This window comes from Streptomyces gilvosporeus (assembly GCF_002082195.1).
Lineage (GTDB): Bacteria > Actinomycetota > Actinomycetes > Streptomycetales > Streptomycetaceae > Streptomyces > Streptomyces gilvosporeus.
On sequence record NZ_CP020569.1, the window covers coordinates 2,541,800 to 2,562,722 of the forward strand.

Consider the following 20,923-nt stretch of genomic DNA (forward strand, 5'->3'; position numbering starts at 1 on the left):
AAGAGGGTTCCGGAGCCGCAGGAGCCACAGAAGACGCAGGAGACGCGGGAGACGCAGCGGTGGACGCCGACGCACGGGGAGCCGTACCGGCCGGTGCCCTACCGGCCGGAGCGGATGCCCGCCGAGGAGTCGCTGGCGCGCGCCGCCGCGCTGCGGGAGCGGATGGAGCGACGGCGGACGGTGCGGCAGTTCGCCGCCGATCCGGTGCCGGAGCAGGTGGTGCGGGATGCGATCGCCTGCGCCGCCACGGCTCCGTCCGGGGCCCATCAGCAGCCGTGGACGTTCGTCCTGGTCAAGGATCCGCAGATACGGCGCAGGATCCGGGCGGCGGCGGAGGAAGAGGAGCGCGTCTCGTACGAGGGGCGGCTGGGCGAGGAGTGGCTGGCGGCGCTGCGGCCGCTGGGCACCGATGAGGTCAAACCGCATCTGACCGATGCGCCGCAGCTGATCGTCGTCTTCCAGCAGCGGTACTGGCTGGGCCCGGACGGCAGCCGGCGCAAGCACTACTACGTGGACGAGTCGGTGGGGATCGCGGTCGGGATGCTGCTGTCGGCGCTGCATCTGTCGGGGCTGGCGGCGCTGGTGCACACGCCGAGCCCGATGGGGTTCCTGCGGGACGTGCTGGGGCGGCCGGTCAATGAAAAGGCATTCGCCGTGATTCCCGTCGGGTATCCGGCACCGGATTGCGAAGTGCCCGATTTGACCAGAAAAGGACTAAATCAAGTCCTCGTGGAAGTCTGATCGGAACCGGCTGTGCTTTTGCAATTACGGCTGGCTAGATAAACCTCGGGCCAGTGTGACGCCGCGCATAGGACGTATATCACTTACGAGCCGGGTTAGTGGGCAGCCATCTCCCCTCTGAGCTGGGAGTTCTGCGCCTAAGACGCAATTCGGGCGTCCCGGGTTCCACTATCCCGGGTCGTACGTCACACCTTTGCCGGGTCAATTTTCGGCCGCTAAGAATGGCTCCCGTCGCAAGGCGCCGTGAGGGGAACGGCGTAATCCGCCGCTCATGGCCCCTGCGACGTTCCCCATCGGAGAGGTCAACCCAGCCATGTCTAAGCACGCCATTCCTGGATTTACCCGCTTCACCCGGACCCACAAGCTGTCCGCCGCCGGTGTCGCCGCGGCCGGCGCCGCCGCACTGGTCTTCTCGCTCGTACCGGGTGCCGACGCCGGCCAGGGCACGAACCAGGCCTCTGCCGCTGAGAACATCAACATCAAGCCGGTCGCCTTCAGCCAGGTGGCCACCGCGGTCAAGAGCCAGCAGGCCACGATCGCCAAGCAGGCCGCCGACACCACCGCCCAGGCCAAGGCCGAGGCCGCCGCCGCGAAGAAGGCCGCCGCCGTCAAGGCCGCCAAGGCCAAGGCCGCCGCCGAGGCGAAGGCAAAGGCGAAGGCGAAGGCCGAGCGGGCACGCAAGGCCAAGCTGGCCGCCAGCCGCTCCGCCGCCCGTCCCGCCGCGCCCAAGCCGGCCAAGGTGATCTACCCGAACAACCTGGACGGCTGGATCCGCGAGTCGCTGTCCGTCATGGCCGCGCACAACATCCCCGGCTCGTACAACGGCATCTACCGCAACCTGATGCGCGAGTCCTCCGGCAACCCGATGGCGATCAACCTCTGGGACGTCAACGCCCAGAACGGCACCCCGTCCAAGGGCCTGCTCCAGGTCATCGACCCGACCTTCAAGAGCTACCACGTCGCCGGCACCTCGTGGAACATCTACGACCCGGTCGCCAACATCACCGCCGCCTGCAACTACGCGGCCGCCAAGTACGGCTCGATGGACAACGTGAACTCGGCCTACTGAGCCGCGCTGCCACACGCATACCGCCGAGGGGCGGCACCCGGTGCTCGGGTGCCGCCCCTCGGCGTACTGGCTGCGTCGGCCGCTACTTGCGCATGACCTCCGGCTCGTGGCGGCGCAGCAGACGGGCGACCACGAAGGCGAGCGAGACGCCCAGGGCGATCAGGATGATCATGTCCATCACATAGACGCCGGTCTGGTGCTTCCACAGCGGGTCGGGGTTGCCCGGCTCCCACGGGAGCAGCGTGTTCATGTCGGCGGTGGCGCCCAGCGCGGAGACCGCCCAGCGCGACGGCATCAGCCAGGCGACCTGGGCGACGCCCGGGGTGTCGAAGAGCTGGAAGAGCACGCCGGTGAAGACGACCTGGACGATGGCGAACATGACCAGCAGCGGCATGGTCTTCTCGGCCGTCTTGACCAGCGAGGAGATGACCAGGCCGAACATCATCGAGGTGAAGCCCAGCGCGATGATCGCCAGCGTCATCTCGATCGCCGGCTGCTTGGGCACGATCAGGCCCTCGGAGGGCATGTTGCGGGTCGAGAAGCCGATCACCGCGATGATCACGCCCTGGAAGGCGGTGACCACGCCGAGGACGAGCACCTTGGACATCAGATACGCCGACCGCGACAGGCCGGTGGCCCGTTCGCGCTCGTAGATGACCCGCTCCTTGATCAGCTCTCGGACGGAGTTGGCCGCGCCGGAGAAGCACATGCCGACCGCGAGGATCAGCATGATCGTGCTGGCGTCGCGGTTCGGCCGGAAGCCGCCCGGTTTCGTCGGCCCGTACCCCAGCCCGTAGTCGCTGGGGATCAGCATGGAGACGACGCCGAGCACCGCGGGCAGGATCACCATCAGCGCCAGGAAGCCGCGGTCGGAGGCGAGCACCGAGACATAGCGCCGCATCAGGGTCCACAGCTGCGAGCCCCAGCTCTGGGACTTCTGCATCCTGGCCGGCGGGGCCTGGACGTTGACCGACTGCGGGGCGACGGCGTCGATGTCGGCGGCGTACATCTGGTAGTGGGGGGAGCCGCGCCAGCGGCCCATCCAGTCGTAGTCGCGGTAGTTCTCGAAGGCCGAGAAGACATCCGCCCAGGTGTCGTACTGGAAGAAGTTCAGCGCCTCCTCGGGCGGGCCGAAGTAGGCCACGCCGCCGCCCGGGGCCATCACCAGCAGCTTGTCGCAGATGCCGAGCTCGGCGACCGAGTGGGTGACGACCAGGACGGTGCGGCCGTCGTCGGCGAGGCCGCGCAGCAGCTGCATCACATCGCGGTCCATGCCCGGGTCGAGACCGGAGGTCGGCTCGTCCAGGAAGATCAGCGACGGCTTGGTCAGCAGCTCCAGGGCCACCGAGACGCGCTTGCGCTGACCACCGGAGAGCGAGGTGACCTTCTTCTCCCGGTGCACATGCAGCTTGAGCTCGTGCAGGACCTCGTCGATCCGGGCCTCGCGCTCCGCCTCGGCGGTGTCACCGGGGAAGCGGAGCTTGGCGGCGTAGCGCAGCGCCTTTTGGACGGTCAGTTCCTTGTGCAGGATGTCGTCCTGCGGGACCAGGCCGATGCGCTGGCGCAGCGCGGCGAACTCCTTGTAGAGGTTCCGGTTGTCGTAGAGGACATCGCCCTGATTGGCGGGGCGGTAGCCGGTCAGCGCCTTGAGCAGCGTCGACTTGCCGGAGCCGGACGGGCCGATGACGGCGATCAGCGACTTCTCCGGGACGCCGAAGGAGACGTCCTTGAGGATCTGCTTGCCGCCGTCGACGGTGACGGTCAGATGGCGGGCGGAGAAGGAGACCTCGCCGGTGTCGACGAACTCCTCCAGGCGGTCGCCGACCAGCCGGAAGGTGGAGTGGCCGACGCCGACGATGTCGTTCGGGCCGACCGGGGCCTTACCGGACTTGGGGACCGGCTGGCCGTTGACGTACGTGCCGTTGTGGCTGCCGAGGTCATGGATCTCGAAGCGGCCGTCGGGGGTGGCCCGGAACTCGGCGTGGTGGCGGGAGACCTGGAGGTCGGAGACGACCAGTTCGTTCTCCAGCGCACGGCCGATGCGCATCACCCGGCCCGAGTCCAGGCGATGGAAGGTGGTCGGGCTGCGGTCGCCCTGGGCCTGCGGGGCCGGGCCGCCCGCGTTCTGGGCGGGGGGCTGCTGGGGGCCGGGCTGCTGCGGCTGCCCTCCCTGCTGCGGCGGGATGTACGGCGCCTGCTGCTGGGCCTGCGGCGGTGCCTGCCAGCCCTGCTGGGCGGCGGCCTGCTGCGGCGCCTGGTGCTGCGGTGCCTGGTGTACGGGCGGCTGCTGTGCGGGCGGGGCCTGCCAGCCCTGCTGCTGCGGCGCCGCGGCCTGCTGCGCGCCGACGGCGCCCGCGGCCGGTGCACCGGCGGCCGCGAGACTGATCCGCGGACCGGTGGTCGCATTGCCCAGGTGGACGACCGAGCCGGGGCCTATCTCCACCTGGTGGATGCGCTGGCCCTGGACGTAGGTGCCATTGGTGCTGCCCTGGTCTTCGATGATCCAGCCCTGGCCGGCCCACCGTACGGTGGCGTGCCGCCAGGAGACCCGGGCGTCGTCGAGCACCATGTCGCCCTGCGGATCGCGGCCCACGTTGTAGGACCGGGACGGATCGAGGGTCCAGGTCCTTCCGTTCAATTCGAGTACGAGTTCAGGCACTCCAGCCCCATTGCGTAGTCCCCCGAGCGACACCCTGGATGGGAAGTCAGGGATGGCGATTCATCGTGAGGAACTATTTCAGGCTCGGCCCGCCGACCGGAAACCGGGAGCGGACCGGGGTGCATCCGCGTTCCGGACGGGCCCGGCAATGCCCCGTCGAGGGCCCAAATGGCCCCGAGGTGCCCGAGGATCGTCCGATTGCGAGGGTTGTGGGCGGCTCTGCGCACCGCCTCCGGGTCGCACATCGGCCGAAATGGCCGTATCAAACGGCGAGTTGGACCGGTGGTCCGCCCTTCCGGGTGATGCGGACGGGGCGGGGCGGACACGACTCGATAACGATCAACGCCGTCCGCCGGGCGCGGGTGCGACAGGAGGAGCGGGCCTCGGCAGTCGGGCGCATCCGCGGTCCGAGGCACGGACACCTGTACGGCCGGGCCCGCCCGGCGGTTACGGTAAGAGCACCATGAGCGCATCGCAGATCCCGCCTGCCACCGCCGTACCGGGCGATGACGTCCCGACCCTCCTCGTGAAGATCTTCGGGAAGGACCGGCCGGGCATCACCGCCGGCCTCTTCGACACCCTCGCCGCCTACTCCGTCGATGTCGTGGACATCGAGCAGGTGGTGACCCGTGGCCGCATCACCCTGTGCGCCCTGGTCACCGCCCCCGCACCGGCCCAGGGCGCCACCGGCTCGTCCGAGGGCGACCTGCGGGCCACCGTGCACAGCTGGGCGGAGTCGCTGCACCTCCAGGCGGAGATCATCTCCGGCCGGGGCGACAACCGTCCGCGCGGTGAGGGCCGCTCGCATGTGACGGTGCTGGGGCATCCGCTGACCGCGGAGTCGACGGCCTGTATCGCCGCCGCCATAACGTCCACGGGCGGCAATATCGACCGTATCTTCCGGCTCGCGAAGTATCCGGTGACCGCGGTCGAGTTCGCGGTCTCGGGTGCCGCGACCGATGCGCTGCGGTCCGTCCTGGCCCTGGAGGCCGCGCGGCTCGGGGTCGATGTCGCGGTGGTCGCGGCGGGGCTCCAGCGCCGGGCGCAGCGGCTGGTGGTGATGGATGTGGACTCCACGCTCATCCAGGACGAGGTCATCGAGCTGTTCGCGGCGCACGCCGGATGCGAGGCCGAGGTCGCCGAGGTGACCGCCGCGGCGATGCGCGGGGAGCTGGACTTCGAGCAGTCGCTGCACGCCCGGGTCGCGCTGCTGGCCGGGCTGGACGCGTCCGTGGTGGAGACCGTGCGCAAGGAGGTGCGGCTCACCCCCGGGGCGCGCACCCTGGTGCGGACCCTCAAGCGGCTCGGCTATCAGGTCGGCGTGGTGTCGGGCGGGTTCACCCAGGTCACCGATGCGCTCAAGGAGGAGCTGGGGCTGGACTTCGCGGCCGCCAACACCCTGGAGGTCGCGGACGGCCGGTTCACCGGCCGGGTGACCGGCGACATCGTGGACCGGGCCGGGAAGGCGCGGCTGCTGCGCAGCTTCGCGGAGCAGGCCGGGGTGCCGCTGGACCAGACGGTGGCGATCGGCGACGGCGCCAATGACCTGGACATGCTCAACACCGCGGGGCTGGGGGTGGCCTTCAATGCCAAGCCGGTCGTACGGGAGGCGGCGCACACCGCGGTGAACGTGCCGTTCCTGGACACCGTGCTGTATCTGCTGGGCGTCACCCGCGAAGAGGTCGAGGCCGCGGATATGCACCTGGAGTGAGCGATCCGTACGGCAGGGGCCCCGGCGCAGCGCTGCGCCGGGGCCCGTGCCGTACGGGCGGCATCGTCGCGGCGCCCGCCGGCTCAGCCCTGCGGGGTCCAGTACGCGACGAGCCGGCCGACGCCGTGCTCGACGGACTTCCACGACCCGGTGAAGGTGACCACGGCGACGGCGGCCGTCGGGAAGCCGCTGCGGTTCATCCGCGGCAGCAGATCGCCGTCCGCCTCGCCCGACAGCGCATCGGCGAGGGCGTGCACACCCGGGTTGTGGCCGACCAGCATCAGGTCGTCGACGTCGTCGGACGTCTCGTTCAGGAGCGCGATGAGCTCGCCGAGGGAGGCCTCGTACAGCCGCTCCTCGTAGACGGTCCTGGGCCGCTGCGGGAGCTCGTGGACGGCGAGCTTCCAGGTCTCCCGGGTGCGAGCGGCGGTCGAGCAGAGGGTCAGATCGGGGGTGATCCCGCTGTGGGCCAGCCAGCGGCCGGCGGCCGGGGCGTCCCGGCGGCCGCGGTCGGCGAGCGGGCGCTCATGGTCGCTTTCCTGCGTCCATTCGGCCTTTGCGTGTCGGAGGAGGACGATCCGGCGGGGTGTATCGACGCTCATGCGTCCAAGCTTCGCACGAAAGGCAGCCCGTGGCGCGGGGTGTTGGGGGAGGCTCCGCTCCGGCGGGTGACGGCCCTCAGGCCACCCCCACCAGCCGCGCGAGGATGCCCAGCAGCGTCGCGGGAGCGCTGCGGAAGGCGTCGGCCGCGCTCGCCGGGGACGGGCTCGATATCAGCGCCAGCAGGGCGACGAAGGAGAGCACCGGCAGGGCCAGCGCCCACCACGGCAGCCGTCTGCGCAGCCCCGGAGCCTCGGCGGCGGAACGGCTGCGCAACGCGGTGGACATGGAGATCGCCTCCGGGGCGGATCGAAGGGCCGCGCGGCCGCGGGCTGCGGCGCGCCCACCGCGCGGGCGGTGTACTTCGACGCTAGGGATCCGCGGCGGCCGTGCCTATCCGGGAAAACCCCGACTTAACCCTGAGACGCGCCCCTTACCCGCTCCCCTCAGGGGTCCGGGGCCCGGCCGTCACGGTGCGGCGATACTCGCGATGACCGCGACGACGACGGTCACGCCGAGCATCAGGCCCAGGACGAGGAGCAGCTTCTTCTGGCTGTTCTGCGGGTTCGGTTCGAGCACTGGCATGCGCCCAGTGTCGCACTCATCTCTCGTCCTCGATGCGGCGGTCCCGGCCTGCCAGCACACCCACCGCCATCTGCGGCACCAGCAGCCCCGCCATCAGCGCGATCGGCAGGCCCCAGCCGCCGCTGTGCTGGTAGAGCGTGCCGACCAGCAGCGGTCCGGGGATGGAGATCAGATAGCCGACGGACTGCGCGAAGGCCGAGAGTTCGGCCACCCCCGCCGAGCTGGACGCCCGCATCCCGATCATGGTCAGGGCCAGCGGGAAGGAGCAGTTGGCGATGCCCATCAGCAGCGCCCAGGCCCAGGCGCCGGCGGCCGGGGCCAGCCACAGTCCGGCGTAACCGGCCATGCCGCAGGCGGCGAGGCCCACCGCGAGCGGCCCCTGGTGCCGCATCCGGGAGGCCACCCGCGGCAGGACGAAGGAGAGCGGCACGCCCATCGCCATCGTCACGGCCAGCAGCACCCCCGCGGTGGCCGCCGAGACCCCGGCGTCGCGGAAGATCTGCGGCATCCAGCCCATCGTGACGTAGGCGGCGGTGGCCTGGAGGCCGAAGAAGACGGCGAGCGCCCAGGCGGTCGGCGACGAGGTGATCCGTACGGGGGGTTGTTCGGCGGCCGCGGCATCGGGTGCCGCCGTGGCACCGGGAGCGGCACCCGGCGCGCCCGCGCCCGCCGAGCGCCGGCGGGCGACCGCGAGCCAGGGCGGTACGGCGACGGCCGCGAGCAGCGCCCACACCGCCAGCCCGGTCTGCCAGCCGCCGCCCAGCGCGGAGGTCAGGGGAACCGTGGCCGCGGCGGCCAGCGACGTCCCCAGGGCCAGCGCCATGGAGTACAGACCCGTCATCGGGCCGACCCGGTCGGGGAACCAGCTCTTGATCACGACCGGCATCAGGACATTGCCGACCGCGATTCCGGCCAGGGCCAGCGCGCTGGCGGCCAGAAAGCCGGCGGTACCCCCGGCGAACGGCCGCAGCCCGACGCCGGCGGCGATCGCGACCATCCCGCCGCAGACGATGGCGCCGGGCCCGAACCGCCTGGCCAGCCGGGGTGCGGCGATACCGAAGACGGCGAAGCACAGGGACGGGACGGACGTCAGCAGACCGGCCACCGTGCCGCTCATCCCGAGGCCGTCGCGGACCTCCTCCAGGAGCGCGCCGAGGCTGGTGATGGCGGGGCGGAGGTTGAGCGCGGCGAGGACGATCCCGGCGATCACGATCCGGGGAAGCCAGCGCGCCCCACCGCCACCGGGCCGGGCCGTGCCCGAGGCGGTGGCGCCGGCGGTGTCGTCGCTGGTGTCGAGGGGGCGCGGGGCCGTGGCGGGCCCGGCGGGCGGGCCGGGGGTCGCGAGGTCTTCGTCTGGCATGGGCGTCATCATAGAATCATGGGATGAATACTTGTCCACCCGTTGAGGCCGCGGTGACGGATAGCCTCTGCCGTCGCACCCGACGCCGCGGACCCGACCGGCCCGCCCGGGTGCGCGCCGCCGTCCGTCCGCCCCACCCCTCCGGAGCACCGTCATGCCGCTGACCTCGCCCCGCCGGTCCGCCCTGGCCGACCAGGTGATCGCGCAGCTGCGCGCCCAGATCACATCCGGCGAGTGGCCGGTGGGCGCCCGTATCCCGACCGAACCGGAGCTCGTCGAGGAACTCGGGGTGGCCCGCAACACCGTCCGCGAGGCCGTACGGGCGCTGGCCCACAACGGCCTGCTCGACATCCGGCAGGGTTCGGGCACCTACGTCGTGGCCACCAGCGAACTGGCCGGGGTGATGAACCGCCGCTTCGCGGGCGCCGACCCCCGGCACGTCGCCGAACTGCGCAGCGCCCTGGAGGCGGAGGCCGCCCGGCTCGCCGCGGAACGCCGTACGGAAGGGGATCTGCGGCAGCTCGACGCCCTCCTGGAGCGTCGCGAGGCGGCCTGGGAGTCCGGGGCGGCCGATGCGTTCGTGGAGGCCGACGCGACCTTGCACATGGCCGTGGTGGCCGCTTCCCACAACGAGGTCCTCGCCGAGATCTACGCCGACCTCGGGGGCGTACTGCGCGACTTCCTGCGGGCCGATGTCGGCGAGGTGCTCCGCCCCGAGGCGCATATGGACCACGCCCGCCTGGTGGCGGCCATCCGCGCGGGCGACGCCGCCCTGGCCGCCTCCGAGGCGGGCGCCCACTCCTTCGGCTGCCGGTTCCCGGCCCTCAAGCCCGGCTGAGAGCCGGATCCGGCTGACCGATGCGGTGGCGCCGAGGAGGGCGGCCAGGGCGAGCGTGAGGGCTGCCGTACGGCGACGGCCGCCGCTTCGCGGCTCGAAAACGCGCTCTGCCCGCCCCGGCGGACCGGGACGGGCAGTGGGGATGCGCGAGGGGCGTCAGGCGCCCATCATGTGCACGCCGCCGTCGACGTGCACGATCTCACCCGTGGTCTTCGGGAAGAAGTCCGAGAGCAGACCGACGACGCCGCGGCCCGCCGGCTCCGGGTCGGCCAGGTCCCAGCCGATCGGCGCGCGGTGGTTCCAGACGTCCGCCAGCTCCTCGAAGCCCGGGATGGACTTGGCGGCCATCGACTTGATCGGGCCGGCCGAGACCATGTTGACGCGGATGTTCCGCCCGCCCAGGTCACGGGCCAGGTAACGCCCGGTGGACTCCAGGGCGGCCTTGGCGACGCCCATCCAGTCGTACTTCGGCCAGGCGATCTGCGCGTCGAAGGTCAGGCCCACCACCGAGCCGCCGCCGCGCTTCTCCATCAGCGGCAGCAGCGCCATGGTCAGCGACTTGAGCGAGTACGCCGAGACCTGCACCGCCGTCGAGACGTCCGCCCAGTCCGCCTCCAGGAAGTTGAAGGCGCCCTGCGGGCCGAAGGCGATCGAGTGCACGATGCCGTCGATGCCCTCGTCGTCACCGAAGTACTCGCTGACCTTGGCGGCCAGGCCGTCCAGGTGCTCCGGGTTGGTGACGTCCATCTCGATCACGGTCGTCGGCTTGGGCAGCCGCTTGGCGATGCGCTCCACGAGCGAGACCCGCCCGAAGCCGGTGAGCACGACTTCCGCGCCCTGCTCCTGCGCGACCTTGGCCGCGTGGAAGGCGATGGAGCCCTCGGTGAGGACTCCCGTCACCAGGATGCGCTTGCCTGCAAGGATTCCACTCATGCTGATCAGTGACCCATGCCCAATCCGCCGTCGACGGGAATGACGGCTCCGGTGATGTACGCGGCCTCGTCGGAGGCCAGGAAGCGGACCGAGGCGGCGATCTCCTCGGGCTGCGCATAGCGCGCGAGCGGCACCTGCTGGAGGATCTTCTCCTGCTGGTCGTCGGTGAGTGCACGGGTCATGTCGGTGTCGACGAAGCCCGGTGCGACGACGTTGACGGTGATGTTGCGGCTGCCCAGCTCCCGCGCGAGCGAGCGGGCGAAGCCCACCAGACCCGCCTTGGAGGCGGCGTAGTTCGCCTGTCCCGCGCTGCCCAGCAGGCCGACGACGGACGAGATCAGCACGATCCGTCCCTTACGGGCCCGCAGCATCGCCCGGTTGGCGCGCTTGACCACCCGGAAGGTGCCGGTGAGGTTGGTCTCCAGGACCGAGGTGAAGTCCTCCTCGGACATCCGCATCAGAAGCTGGTCGCGGGTGACGCCGGCGTTGGCCACCAGCACCTCGACCGCGCCCTGCTTCTCCTCGATCTCCTTGTACGCCTGCTCGACCTGCTCGCTGTCCGTGATGTCGCACTTCACGGCCAAAAATCCCGCGGGCGGCTCGCCCGAGCGGTAGGTGATGGCGACCTTGTCGCCAGCCTCGGCGAAGGCACGGGCAATGGCCAGGCCAATGCCGCGGTTGCCTCCGGTGACCAGAACCGAGCGGCTCAAGAGATCACCCTTTCCATTTCCTGATCCGTCCTGAGTTCGCTACGAAACTATCGGTCACAACGCGTTTCCGGAGAATCGAGCCTGCACAGGGGCTCGCGCCGGTCACTGTCGGGTCCCCACAGAAGCAGGGCATGATCGAGACGCCGACCACCGGGAGGAAGACGTGCCTGCACCCCATGCCCTTGACGAGACCTTCACGGCGCTGCCGCTGCGCGCGCTGGCCGACGCCGCACTGGCGCGGGCCCGCGCACTGGGCGCCGACCACGCCGACTTCCGCCTGGAACGGGTGCGCAGCGCCACCTGGCGGCTGCGCGACGCCCGTACGGCCGGGAGCGCGGACACCACCGACCTCGGCTATGCGGTGCGGGTGGTGCACGGCGGCGCCTGGGGGTTCGCGTCGGGGGTGGATCTGACGATGGACGCGGCGGCGCGGGTGGCGGCGCAGGCGGTGGCGATGGCGAAGCTGTCGGCCAAGGTGACCGAGGCCGCGGGGTCCCGGGAGAAGGTGGAGCTGGCGCCGGAGCCCGCGTATCCCGACCGCACGTGGGTCTCCTCGTACGAGATCAACCCGTTCGACGTGCCCGATGCCGACAAGACCGGGCTGCTGGCCGAGTGGAGCGCGCGGCTGCTGGCGGCGCCCGGGGTGGCCCATGCGGACGCCGCGCTCATGACCGTCCAGGAGAACAAGTTCTACGCGGACACCGCGGGCACCAGCACCACCCAGCAGCGCATCCGCCTGCACCCCGAGCTGACCGCGGTGGCGGTGGACGAGACGACCGGCGAGTTCGACTCGATGCGCACCCTGGCCCCGCCGGTGGGCCGCGGCTGGGAGTATCTGACCGGCACCCACCACGACTGGGACGGCGAACTGGCCCGGATCCCCGAGTACCTCGCCGAGAAGATGCGCGCACCGAGCGTCGAACCGGGCGCGTACGACCTGGTGGTGGACCCGTCCAACCTCTGGCTGACCATCCACGAGTCGATCGGCCACGCCACCGAGCTGGACCGGGCCCTGGGATACGAGGCCGCGTACGCGGGCACCTCGTTCGCCACCTTCGACCGGCTCGGCACGCTGGAGTACGGCTCCGCGCTGATGAACGTGACGGGCGACCGGACCGCCGAGCACGGGCTGGCGACCGTCGGCTACGACGACGAAGGGGTGGCCGCCCAGTCCTGGGACCTGATCAAGGACGGCACCCTGGTCGGCTATCAACTCGACCGCAGAACCGCCGCGTTGACCGGTTTCCCGCGCTCCAACGGCTGCGCCTTCGCGGACTCGCCGGACCATGTGCCGGTCCAGCGGATGGCCAATGTCTCGCTGCGCCCGGCGCCGGACGGGCCCTCCACCGAGGAGCTGATCGCGGGTGTGGAGCGCGGTATCTACGTGGTCGGCGACCGGTCCTGGTCGATCGATATGCAGCGGTACAACTTCCAGTTCACCGGCCAGCGGTTCTTCCGCATCGAGAACGGGCGGCTGACCGGGCAGCTGCGCGATGTCGCGTATCAGGCGACCACCACCGACTTCTGGGGCTCGATGGCCGCGGTGGGCGGCCCGGGGACCTATGTGCTGGGCGGCGCCTTCAACTGCGGCAAGGCACAGCCGGGGCAGATCGCGGCGGTGTCGCACGGCTGCCCGTCGGCGCTGTTCGAGGGCGTCAACATCCTCAACACGACGCAGGAGGCGGGTCGATGAGCGCGCACCACGGAATCGGCCGGGGGTCCGGGGGTTGCTCCCCGGGCGAGCACAGTCTCAACACGACGCAGGAGGCGGGTCGATGAGCCGGAACACCAACAAGCCCCACGAGATCGTCGAGCGCGCCCTGGAGCTCTCCCGGGCGGACGGCTGTGTGGTCATCGCCGACGAGCACTCCAGCGCCAATCTGCGCTGGGCGGGCAATGCGCTCACCACCAACGGGGTCACCCGCGGGCGGACGCTGACCGTGGTCGCCACGGTCGACGGCGGGCAGGGCACCGCGTCCGGGGTGGTGTCGCGGTCGGCGGTCACCGCCGCGGAGCTGGAGGAGCTGGTGCGGGCGGCGGAGACGGCCGCGCGGGAGGCGGGGCCGGCGGAGGACGCGCAGCCGCTGGTGGCCGGGCAGAAGGCGTCGGCGGACTTCACCGACGCGCCGGACGAGACCACCTCGGAGGTCTTCGCCAACTTCGCGCCGGCCCTCGGCGAATCCTTCCGGCAGGCCCGCTCAGGCGGCCGGGAGCTGTACGGGTTTGCCCACCACGGGGTGGTCTCGTCCTATCTGGGCACCTCGGCCGGGCTGCGGCTGCGCCACGACCAGCCCACCGGAACGCTGGAGCTGAACGCCAAGTCGCCGGACCGTACGCGGTCGGCCTGGGCGGGGCGGGCGACCCGCGACTTCGCCGATGTCGATCCGCGGGAGATGGACGCCGAGCTGGCGCGGCGACTGGGCTGGGCCGGGCGCCGCATCGAGCTGCCGGCCGGGCGCTACGAGACGCTGCTGCCGCCGAGCGCGGTGGCCGACCTGCTGATCTACCAGTTCTGGTCGTCCTCGGCCCGGGACGCCGTGGAGGGCCGTACGGTCTTCTCCCGCGCGGCCGCCGGCGAGGGCGGGGCGGCGCGCACCCGGCTGGGCGAGCGGCTGTCCGAGCTGCCGCTGACGCTGCGCAGCGACCCGGCGGAGGAGGGGCTCCAGTGCGCGCCGTTCGTGCTGGCGCACTCCTCCGGGGACGAGGAGTCGGTCTTCGACAACGGGCTGCCGCTGGCGGCGACGGAGTGGGTGCGCGAGGGGGTGCTCAACCGGCTGATGACCACCCGCCACAGCGCCGGGCTGACCGGGCTGCCGGTGGCGCCGGGGATCAACAACCTCCTCTTGGAGGGCGGCGGTTCGCGCTCCCTGGAGGAGATGGTGGCGGCCTCCGGGCACAACGGTCCGGTGCTGCTGCTGACGTGTCTGTGGTACATCCGCGAGGTGGATCCGGCGTCGCTGCTACTGACCGGGCTGACCCGGGACGGGGTGTATCTGGTCGAGAACGGCGAGGTCGTCGGCGAGGTCAACAACTTCCGTTTCAACGAGTCGCCGGTGAGCCTGCTGGGGCGGGCGGTGGAGGCGGGCCGTACGGAGCGGACCCTGCCGCGCGAGTGGAGCGACGACTTCACCGGGGCGGCGATGCCCGCCCTGCGGATCCCTGACTTCCATATGAGCTCGGTCAGCCGCGGGGTGTGAGCGGTCCGGGGAGGCGGGGGCCGGCGCGCCCGCACCGAATAGACTGGCCCCCTTGCCTCCCCCTTGGGGTCCTCCCTTGGGGAACCACGATCGATCAGGAACGCCATGACACGCCTCGGCGAATCCGTCGCCCGCGCCAGCACGCTGCTCTCCGCCGACCTCTCCTCGGACGCCACGGTCCAGGAGCTGCTCCGGGAGACGGGCGCCCGGCGCTATCTCGACCTGACGGACCTGTCCGCCAAGGAGCAGGCCGAGCTGATCGCGGCCCGTACGGTCGAGGTCCTGCCGGGCGTGGACAAGCTGGCCGAGCGGATCGAGGAGCGCCGGGCGGCCGGCAAGGGCCTGCACATCAAGCTGGGCATCGACCCGACGGCGACCGATGTGCACCTGGGGCACGCGGTCCCGCTGATCATCCTGAGCCGGTTCCAGCGGCTGGGCCATGACGTCACGCTGATCATCGGCGACTTCACCGCCAAGATCGGCGACCCGTCGGGCCGTACGGCCGAGCGTCCGCCGCTGACCGACGAGGACATCGCACACAACCTGGCCACCTACCGCGAACAGGTGCGCCCGTTCTTCGACTTCGAGAAGGTCAGCTTCCGGCAGAACAGCGAGTGGCTGGCGCCGTACACCTTCCCCGAGCTGCTCGGGCTGCTCGCCCATGTCCCGGCCTCGCAGCTGCTCCAGCGCGAGGACTTCCGCAACCGGCTGGCGGCCGGCTCGGGTCTGACCATGACCGAGCTGCTGTACCCGATCGCGCAGGGGCTGGACTCGGTGGCGCTGAACTGCGATGTGGAGCTGGGCGGCTCGGACCAGCTGCTGAACCTCCAGATGGCGCGCAAGCTGATGGAGCTGCGCGGGCAGACGCCGCAGCTGGTCGTGACCATGCCGCTGATCGAGGGCACGGACGGCACCGGCGCCAAGATGTCCAAGTCCAAGGGCAATTACGTCGGGCTGAGCGCGCCCGCCGACGATGTCTTCGGCAAGATCATGTCGGTGCCGGACCGGCTGATGGAGCCGTACCTCAAGGCCTGGACGGAGTGGACGGACGACGAGGTCGCGCTGGCCCTGGGCCGGGTTGCGGACCGGTCGCTGCACCCGATGGATCTGAAGAAGGTCCTCGCGGGTGAGGTCGTCGCGGCGCTGTACGGGCTGGAGGCGGCGATGGCGGCGCGGGCCGGGTTCATCGCGCAGTTCTCCAAGAAGTCCTTCGCCGATGTGGAGTCGCTGCCAGTCGTCGACGTCGCCGAGCACGGCGGCGAGACCGTCGCGGCGGTGCTGACCAAGGTGCTCGAGTTCACGCCGAGCGCCTCGGCGGCGCGGCGGCTGGCGAAGCAGAATGCGCTGCGGCTGGTGGTCGAGGGCGAGGACGGCCAGCAGACCGTGGTCCTGGCCGAGGCCGAGTCGGTGCGGCCGCTGGCCGAGGTGCTGGCCGAGAAGGTGGCCGGTGCGCCGGGCACCGCATACCTCAAGGCGGGGCGCAAGCTGGCGCAGCTCGAAGGCCGCTGAGCCCCACGGGCGGACGGGCGGCCGGTGTGCGAGTCTCTCGCGTACCGGCCGCCTCGCCGTGTCCCCGGGAGGTCAGGTCCCCCCGCTCCTGCGGCCGCGGACCGCGGCCCACAGGCGGTCGCCGACGGCCACGATGAGGATCGCGCCGACCAGCTGAAGCAGATGCCGGGTCCAGTCGATGCCCCGGGTCTCGTTGACGCCGAGGCCGGTGGCCGCCCAGTTGCCCAGGACGCTGCCGAGCATGCCGAAGATCACCGTCAGCCAGAGGGGGATCTGCTGCTTGCCCGGGATGACGGCCTTGGCGATCAGGCCCAGAACCAGGCCGACGATGATGGCCCACAACCAACTCATGTCGCCTCCTCCGCGGCCCGTGCCACGGCGGTACGGGCCGCCGCGCCGGGAGCCGTTGCCCCGCCAGTGTCGCTCCGCATCCGCTACGCCGCACGCCGGAGCGGGGGGTACGTCGATGAGCCCGGCAGACCTTGTCGGTGCGGGCCATGCCCCGGTCTCGAAGCCGTCGGAGCAGCGGCGTACCGTGGAATCTGCCCGGAAGCGGGGAGAATCCGGCACAGGCGAGCAGGTGGTGGAATGTGATGCGGAAGCACAACGAAGCCCAGACCTTCCGGATCACGGGAGCGCGGCAGGGGCTGTCGGAGGACGTCAAGGGGCGGCAGCGCCGCTATGTGATCTCGATGGCCGTCCGGAGCCTGGCGGTGGTGCTCACCGTCGTGCTGTGGAACATCGAGCGGCCTTTTGCCATTGCGACGCTGGTGCTGGGCATGGGGCTGCCGTACGTCGCCGTGGTCATCGCCAACGCGGGCCGGGAGAACGCCCCTTCGCTGCCGAAGACGTTCGTCGCCGCACCGCCCCGGCCCATGCTGGGGCCCGGAAAGCAGGGTCCGGACGCGGCACAGGGGCCGGCGGAATCCGTTCCGGAGTCGCCGGAGGATGACGTTCCGGGACCGCGCCGCGCGCAGGGCTGAGTGCACACGTCTGCAAAGCTCAAGAAAAGCTCAGATCAATCATGCGGATCCGGTGCACTGCGCACCAGTCCCCGTGACATACTGCGTACGCGCTCCGCATCCCCCGTCGGAGCGACGGACCGACGCCGGGCGGCTCCCCCCGTGGCTGCCCGGCGTCGCCATGTCCGCCCTCGGCAGGTGCCGGTGGGGCGGGACGTAGGGTTGAGGCCGTGAACTCCCCGAACAGCACCCCACCCGCCGCCGAGAACGTCACCGTCTGTTCCGCCAAGGGCTGTCGCGCCGATGCGGTGTGGGTGCTCGCCTGGAACAACCCGAAGCTGCACACCCCGGACCGCCGCAAGACCTGGCTGGCGTGCGAGGAGCACCGCGAGCATCTGTCGCAGTTCCTGGGCGTGCGGGGGTTCTTGAAGGATGTGGTGACGCTGGCGGAGTGGGAGCGGCGGTCGTCAGCCGCCGATGGCTGACATCGGGCGCTCGGGCTGGAGGAACGACGGGTCGTCCAGTCCGGAGCCCGCCTTCTTGCCCCACATCGCCAGCTTCCATATCCGGGCGATCTCGGCGTCGGGGGCGTCGGAGCGCAGGGCGGCGCGCAGATCCGTCTCCTCGGTGGCGAACAGGCAGGTGCGGATCTGCCCGTCGGCCGTCAGGCGCGTACGGTCGCAGGCGCGGCAGAACGGGCGGGTGACGGAGGCGATCACGCCGACGCGATGCGGGCCGCCGTCGACGATCCAGCGCTCGGCGGGGGCGGAGCCGCGCTCGTCCTGGCCCTCGGGGGTGAGGGTGAAGCGGGTGCGCAGCGAGGCGAGGATGTCGCCGGCGGTGATCATGCCGTCGCGCTTCCAGCCGTGCTGGGCGTCCAGCGGCATCTGCTCGATGAAGCGGAGTTCGTAGCCCTGCTCGACGGCCCAGGCGAGGAGGTCGGGGGCCTCGTCGTCATTGAGGCCCGGCATCAGGACGGTGTTGACCTTGACCGGGGTCAGGCCGGCGGCGCGGGCCGCCTCCAGGCCGCGCAGGACGTCCGCATGCCGCTTGCGGCGGGTCAGGGCCTGGAAGACGTCGGGGCGCAGGGTGTCGAGGGAGACGTTGACGCGGTCGAGGCCGGCGTCGCGCAGGGCGGCGGCGGTGCGCTCCAGGCCGATGCCGTTGGTGGTCAGGGACATCTGGGGGCGGGGCGTGAGCCGGGCGACGCGCTCGACGATGCCGACCAGGCCGGGACGCAGCAGCGGCTCGCCGCCGGTGAAGCGGACCTCTTCGACGCCGAGGTCGCGGACGGCGATGGTGATCAGCCGGACTATCTCGTCATCGGTGAGCAGATCCGGCTTGGCCAGCCATTGCAGCCCTTCTTCGGGCATACAGTACGTACACCGCAGATTGCAGCGGTCCGTGAGCGAAACGCGCAGGTCGGTGGCCACGCGACCGTAAGTGTCGATGAGCACAGGGCCCCCTCCCCGACTGGGGTTGATCAGTTGCGTGCGGCGGTGGATCAGTACGTCTTCGAGCCTACGCGATGGGTGTGACAGTGAGCAGGGCGCGGAAGCACGAGGTGGGCGGGGTGGCGTCGTAGTTCTCTACGATGCCGCCCCGCCCACCCGCTGTAGGGATGACTCACCTCGCGGTCATCCGGCTAATGGGCGCCGGTTCCGGTCAGCGAGCGCACCTCCAGTTCGGCGTACTTGCGGGCGTCCGGCTCCTCCTTGGAGAGCAGGGAGCCCAGCCAGCCCAGGAGGAAGCCCAGCGGGATGGAGATCAGGCCGGGGTTCTCCAGGGGGAAGACGTCGAAGCCGGCGGCGGGGAACATCGAGGTCTCGGCGCCGGAGACGACCGGGGAGAAGAGGACCAGCAGGACGGACGAGGCGAGGCCGCCGTAGATGGACCACAGGGCGCCCTGGGTGGTGAAGCGCTTCCAGAACAGGCTGTAGAGGAGGGTGGGGAGGTTGGCGGAGGCGGCGACCGCGAAGGCGAGCGCCACCAGGCCGGCGACGTTCAGGCCGCGGGCGAAGACGCCGAGCACGATGGCGACGGCGCCGATGCCGACGGTCGCCCAGCGGGCCGCGGCGACCTCTTCCTGCTCCGTCGCCTCGCCCTTGCGCAGCACATTGACGTAGATGTCGTGGGCGAAGGACGAGGACGAGGCGAGGGTGAGGCCGGCGACCACCGCGAGGATGGTGGCGAAGGCGACCGCGGAGATGACGGCGAGCAGGACCGCGCCCCCGGTGGAGCCGGCGCCGCCGCCGATGACCTCGGCCAGCTGCGGGGCCGCGGTGTTGCCCGCCTTGTTGGCGGCGGTGAGCGCCTCGGGCTTGATCAGGGCGGCGGCGCCGAAGCCGAGCGCGATGGTCATCAGGTAGAAGACGCCGATGATGCCGATCGCCCAGTTCACCGACTTCCGGGCGGCCTTGGCGGTGGGGACGGTGTAGAAGCGGATCAGGATGTGCGGCAGGCCCGCGGTGCCCAGGACGAGGGCGAGGCCCAGCGAGATGAAGTCGATCTTCGAGGTGGCGGTGGCGCCGTATTTGAGGCCCGGTTGCAGGAAGGCGGCGCCCTTGCCGCTGTTCTCGGCCGCCTTGCCCAGCAGCGCGGAGAGGTTGAAGTCGAACTTGAGGGCCACCAGGAAGGTGATCAGCAGGGTGCCGGCGATCAGCAGGACCGCCTTGACCATCTGGACCCAGGTGGTGCCCTTCATCCCGCCGATGGTGACGTAGAGGATCATCACGATGCCGACGAGGACGACGACGAGGATCTTGCCCGCCTCGCTGGTGATGCCCAGGAGCAGGGTGACCAGGGCGCCGGCGCCGGCCATCTGGGCGAGCAGGTAGAAGATCGAGACGACGATGGTGGAGGTGCCGGCGGCCGTGCGGACGGGGCGCTGGCGCATGCGGTAGGCCAGGACGTCGCCCATGGTGAATCGGCCGGAGTTGCGCAGGGGTTCGGCCACCAGGAGCAGGGCGACGAGCCAGGCGACGAGGAAGCCGATGGAGTAGAGGAAGCCGTCGTAGCCGAAGAGGGCGATGGCGCCGGCGATGCCGAGGAAGGACGCGGCGGACATGTAGTCGCCGGAGAGGGCCAGGCCGTTCTGGAAGCCGCTGAACCGGCGGCCGCCGGCGTAGAAGTCCTCCGCGCCACGGGTCTGGCGGCCCGCCCATACGGTGATGGCCAGGGTGGCGGCGACGAAGACCGCGAAGAGGCTGATGATCAGGGGTCGGTGCGCGCCCGCCGGGCCGGCCGCGAGCTGCTGGACGAAGGTCATGCGCCGGCCTCCAGGCGGGACTTGAGGGCCTCGGCCTTGGGGTCGAGCGCGGCGGCGGCGTGCCGGGAGTACCACCAGGCGATCAGGAAGGTGGTGGCGAACTGGGCGATGCCCAGGACGAAGGCGACGTTGAGGTGGCCGAGGACCGGGGTGGCCATGAAGCCGCCGGCGTAGCTCGACAGCAGGACGTACACCAGGTACCAGAGGAGGAAGCCGAGGGTGAGCGGGAAGGCGAACGAGCGGTGGGCGCGGCGCAGTTCGGCGAATTCCGCGCTCGACTGCACCTGGCGGTAGTCGGGCGGTTCATGCGTCCCGGTGTCGGTGGTGGGTACGGCGCTCACGGGTCTCCTGACGCGAAGGGGGTGGGTGTTACGCCCGAGAATAAGGCTCGGATAAGTGACGTGGATCACGCATCGTAGAGCCGCGGGTCACGATCCGACAGGGGGCGGTTACGGGATTCCGCGAAGCACCGAACCCGCGAAGAAAATCGGAGGAATACGGGCGGGGCCGCGACCGGTGCGGCGGCGTTTCGTTGGGCCGGGCGTGACTGTGCCGCCCACGCAGACCCCGAAGCCGTCCGACCCCCGCCGGCACCCCTACGGCAGCATCCGGCTGCCCGCCCCGCTCGCCGCCCCGGTGGCGAAGCGCCCGGCCGGGCCGCGGCTGCGCCGCTGGTGCGACCCCCGCGTCGCGCTGCCGCCGCTCAGCATCGCCGCCCTGCGGCGCGACCTCTGACGCCGCCGTGGCGCGCGGCCCCGCCGCGGCCCCGAGGCCACCCCGA

21 protein-coding genes are annotated in these 20,923 nt (G+C 71.2%); 10 read left to right on the top strand and 11 right to left on the bottom strand.

Annotated features, from left to right (window positions below; translation table 11 throughout):
- The first annotated feature begins 93 nt into the window (after nucleotides 1-93).
- Entirely contained in the window at nucleotides 94-741 is a 648-nt protein-coding gene (locus B1H19_RS11130) for a nitroreductase family protein (RefSeq protein WP_083104459.1), read from the top strand.
- 313 nt (nucleotides 742-1,054) lie between these two features.
- Nucleotides 1,055-1,810 carry a transglycosylase SLT domain-containing protein gene (locus tag B1H19_RS11135; protein ID WP_083104460.1) on the top strand — a complete coding sequence of 252 codons (756 nt, stop codon included), beginning with the start codon at nucleotides 1,055-1,057 and terminating at the stop codon, nucleotides 1,808-1,810.
- Nucleotides 1,811-1,892: 82 nt separating this feature from the next.
- Here B1H19_RS11135 and B1H19_RS11140 read toward each other — a convergent pair whose 3' ends face one another.
- On the bottom strand, nucleotides 1,893-4,469 hold the full coding sequence (locus B1H19_RS11140; RefSeq protein ID WP_083104461.1) for an ABC transporter ATP-binding protein/permease: 2,577 nt from the start codon (nucleotides 4,467-4,469) through the stop codon (nucleotides 1,893-1,895).
- Between the two features lie 463 nt (nucleotides 4,470-4,932).
- Between B1H19_RS11140 and serB the strand changes: the two genes are divergently transcribed.
- Nucleotides 4,933-6,180, top strand: a complete 1,248-nt coding sequence (gene serB, locus B1H19_RS11145) for a phosphoserine phosphatase SerB (RefSeq protein WP_083104462.1) — start codon at nucleotides 4,933-4,935, stop codon at nucleotides 6,178-6,180.
- An 83-nt stretch (nucleotides 6,181-6,263) separates the two neighbouring features.
- Here serB and B1H19_RS11150 read toward each other — a convergent pair whose 3' ends face one another.
- The 4 genes from B1H19_RS11150 to B1H19_RS11160 all read right to left on the bottom strand — a co-directional run bounded on the left by B1H19_RS11150 (nucleotide 6,264) and on the right by B1H19_RS11160 (nucleotide 8,725).
- The gene (locus B1H19_RS11150) at nucleotides 6,264-6,782 is read right to left on the bottom strand and encodes a SixA phosphatase family protein (RefSeq protein ID WP_083104463.1); all 519 of its coding nucleotides are present in this window, start codon (nucleotides 6,780-6,782) and stop codon (nucleotides 6,264-6,266) included.
- A gap of 76 nt (nucleotides 6,783-6,858) precedes the next feature.
- Nucleotides 6,859-7,068: a hypothetical protein gene (locus tag B1H19_RS11155; protein WP_083104464.1), complete on the bottom strand. Its 210-nt coding sequence runs from the start codon at nucleotides 7,066-7,068 to the stop codon at nucleotides 6,859-6,861.
- 180 nt (nucleotides 7,069-7,248) lie between these two features.
- Complete coding sequence (locus B1H19_RS40250; RefSeq protein WP_252120217.1) at nucleotides 7,249-7,365, bottom strand: SGM_5486 family transporter-associated protein; 117 nt, start codon at nucleotides 7,363-7,365, stop codon at nucleotides 7,249-7,251.
- Between the two features lie 16 nt (nucleotides 7,366-7,381).
- Entirely contained in the window at nucleotides 7,382-8,725 is a 1,344-nt protein-coding gene (locus B1H19_RS11160) for a CynX/NimT family MFS transporter (RefSeq protein ID WP_083109549.1), read from the bottom strand.
- 154 nt (nucleotides 8,726-8,879) lie between these two features.
- On the opposite strand from B1H19_RS11160, the gene B1H19_RS11165 reads away from it, so the two are divergent.
- Nucleotides 8,880-9,563, top strand: coding sequence for a FadR/GntR family transcriptional regulator (locus tag B1H19_RS11165; RefSeq protein ID WP_083104465.1), 684 nt, complete (start codon nucleotides 8,880-8,882; stop codon nucleotides 9,561-9,563).
- A 156-nt stretch (nucleotides 9,564-9,719) separates the two neighbouring features.
- On the opposite strand, the gene fabI is transcribed toward B1H19_RS11165, so the two are convergent.
- Both fabI and fabG read right to left on the bottom strand, forming a co-directional pair.
- A complete protein-coding gene (gene fabI, locus B1H19_RS11170; protein ID WP_083104466.1) occupies nucleotides 9,720-10,496 on the bottom strand; it encodes an enoyl-ACP reductase FabI in 777 nt (258 codons plus the stop codon).
- 5 nt (nucleotides 10,497-10,501) lie between these two features.
- Nucleotides 10,502-11,206: a 3-oxoacyl-[acyl-carrier-protein] reductase gene (gene fabG, locus B1H19_RS11175; RefSeq protein WP_030064365.1), complete on the bottom strand. Its 705-nt coding sequence runs from the start codon at nucleotides 11,204-11,206 to the stop codon at nucleotides 10,502-10,504.
- A gap of 163 nt (nucleotides 11,207-11,369) precedes the next feature.
- Here fabG and B1H19_RS11180 point away from each other — a divergent pair, with 163 nt between their 5' ends.
- From B1H19_RS11180 to tyrS, 3 genes are all read left to right on the top strand, one after another.
- Nucleotides 11,370-12,899, top strand: coding sequence for a TldD/PmbA family protein (locus B1H19_RS11180; RefSeq protein WP_083104467.1), 1,530 nt, complete (start codon nucleotides 11,370-11,372; stop codon nucleotides 12,897-12,899).
- Between the two features lie 82 nt (nucleotides 12,900-12,981).
- A complete protein-coding gene (locus tag B1H19_RS11185; RefSeq protein WP_083104468.1) occupies nucleotides 12,982-14,403 on the top strand; it encodes a metallopeptidase TldD-related protein in 1,422 nt (473 codons plus the stop codon).
- 105 nt (nucleotides 14,404-14,508) lie between these two features.
- Entirely contained in the window at nucleotides 14,509-15,912 is a 1,404-nt protein-coding gene (tyrS, locus tag B1H19_RS11190) for a tyrosine--tRNA ligase (protein ID WP_083104469.1), read from the top strand.
- A 72-nt stretch (nucleotides 15,913-15,984) separates the two neighbouring features.
- On the opposite strand, the gene B1H19_RS11195 is transcribed toward tyrS, so the two are convergent.
- Nucleotides 15,985-16,263 (bottom strand): GlsB/YeaQ/YmgE family stress response membrane protein, encoded by a 279-nt coding sequence (locus B1H19_RS11195; protein ID WP_083104470.1) that lies wholly within the window; start codon nucleotides 16,261-16,263, stop codon nucleotides 15,985-15,987.
- A gap of 242 nt (nucleotides 16,264-16,505) precedes the next feature.
- Here B1H19_RS11195 and B1H19_RS11200 point away from each other — a divergent pair, with 242 nt between their 5' ends.
- Nucleotides 16,506-16,895 carry a DUF3099 domain-containing protein gene (locus B1H19_RS11200; protein WP_107425942.1) on the top strand — a complete coding sequence of 130 codons (390 nt, stop codon included), beginning with the start codon at nucleotides 16,506-16,508 and terminating at the stop codon, nucleotides 16,893-16,895.
- 209 nt (nucleotides 16,896-17,104) lie between these two features.
- Nucleotides 17,105-17,359, top strand: a complete 255-nt coding sequence (locus tag B1H19_RS11205; RefSeq protein WP_083104472.1) for a hypothetical protein — start codon at nucleotides 17,105-17,107, stop codon at nucleotides 17,357-17,359.
- Here B1H19_RS11205 and moaA read toward each other — a convergent pair.
- The 3 genes from moaA to B1H19_RS11220 all read right to left on the bottom strand — a co-directional run bounded on the left by moaA (nucleotide 17,342) and on the right by B1H19_RS11220 (nucleotide 20,483).
- The gene (gene moaA, locus B1H19_RS11210) at nucleotides 17,342-18,331 is read right to left on the bottom strand and encodes a GTP 3',8-cyclase MoaA (RefSeq protein ID WP_083104473.1); all 990 of its coding nucleotides are present in this window, start codon (nucleotides 18,329-18,331) and stop codon (nucleotides 17,342-17,344) included. The two genes, B1H19_RS11205 and moaA, sit on opposite strands and share 18 nt — an antisense overlap.
- Nucleotides 18,332-18,519: 188 nt before the next feature.
- The gene (locus B1H19_RS11215) at nucleotides 18,520-20,142 is read right to left on the bottom strand and encodes a solute symporter family protein (RefSeq protein WP_083104474.1); all 1,623 of its coding nucleotides are present in this window, start codon (nucleotides 20,140-20,142) and stop codon (nucleotides 18,520-18,522) included.
- Nucleotides 20,139-20,483, bottom strand: coding sequence for a DUF485 domain-containing protein (locus B1H19_RS11220; protein ID WP_083104475.1), 345 nt, complete (start codon nucleotides 20,481-20,483; stop codon nucleotides 20,139-20,141). The genes B1H19_RS11215 and B1H19_RS11220 overlap by 4 nt, the downstream gene beginning before the upstream one ends.
- A gap of 202 nt (nucleotides 20,484-20,685) precedes the next feature.
- Here B1H19_RS11220 and B1H19_RS11225 point away from each other — a divergent pair, with 202 nt between their 5' ends.
- A complete protein-coding gene (locus B1H19_RS11225) occupies nucleotides 20,686-20,877 on the top strand; it encodes a hypothetical protein (protein ID WP_083109550.1) in 192 nt (63 codons plus the stop codon).
- The last annotated feature ends 46 nt before the right edge of the window (nucleotides 20,878-20,923 follow it).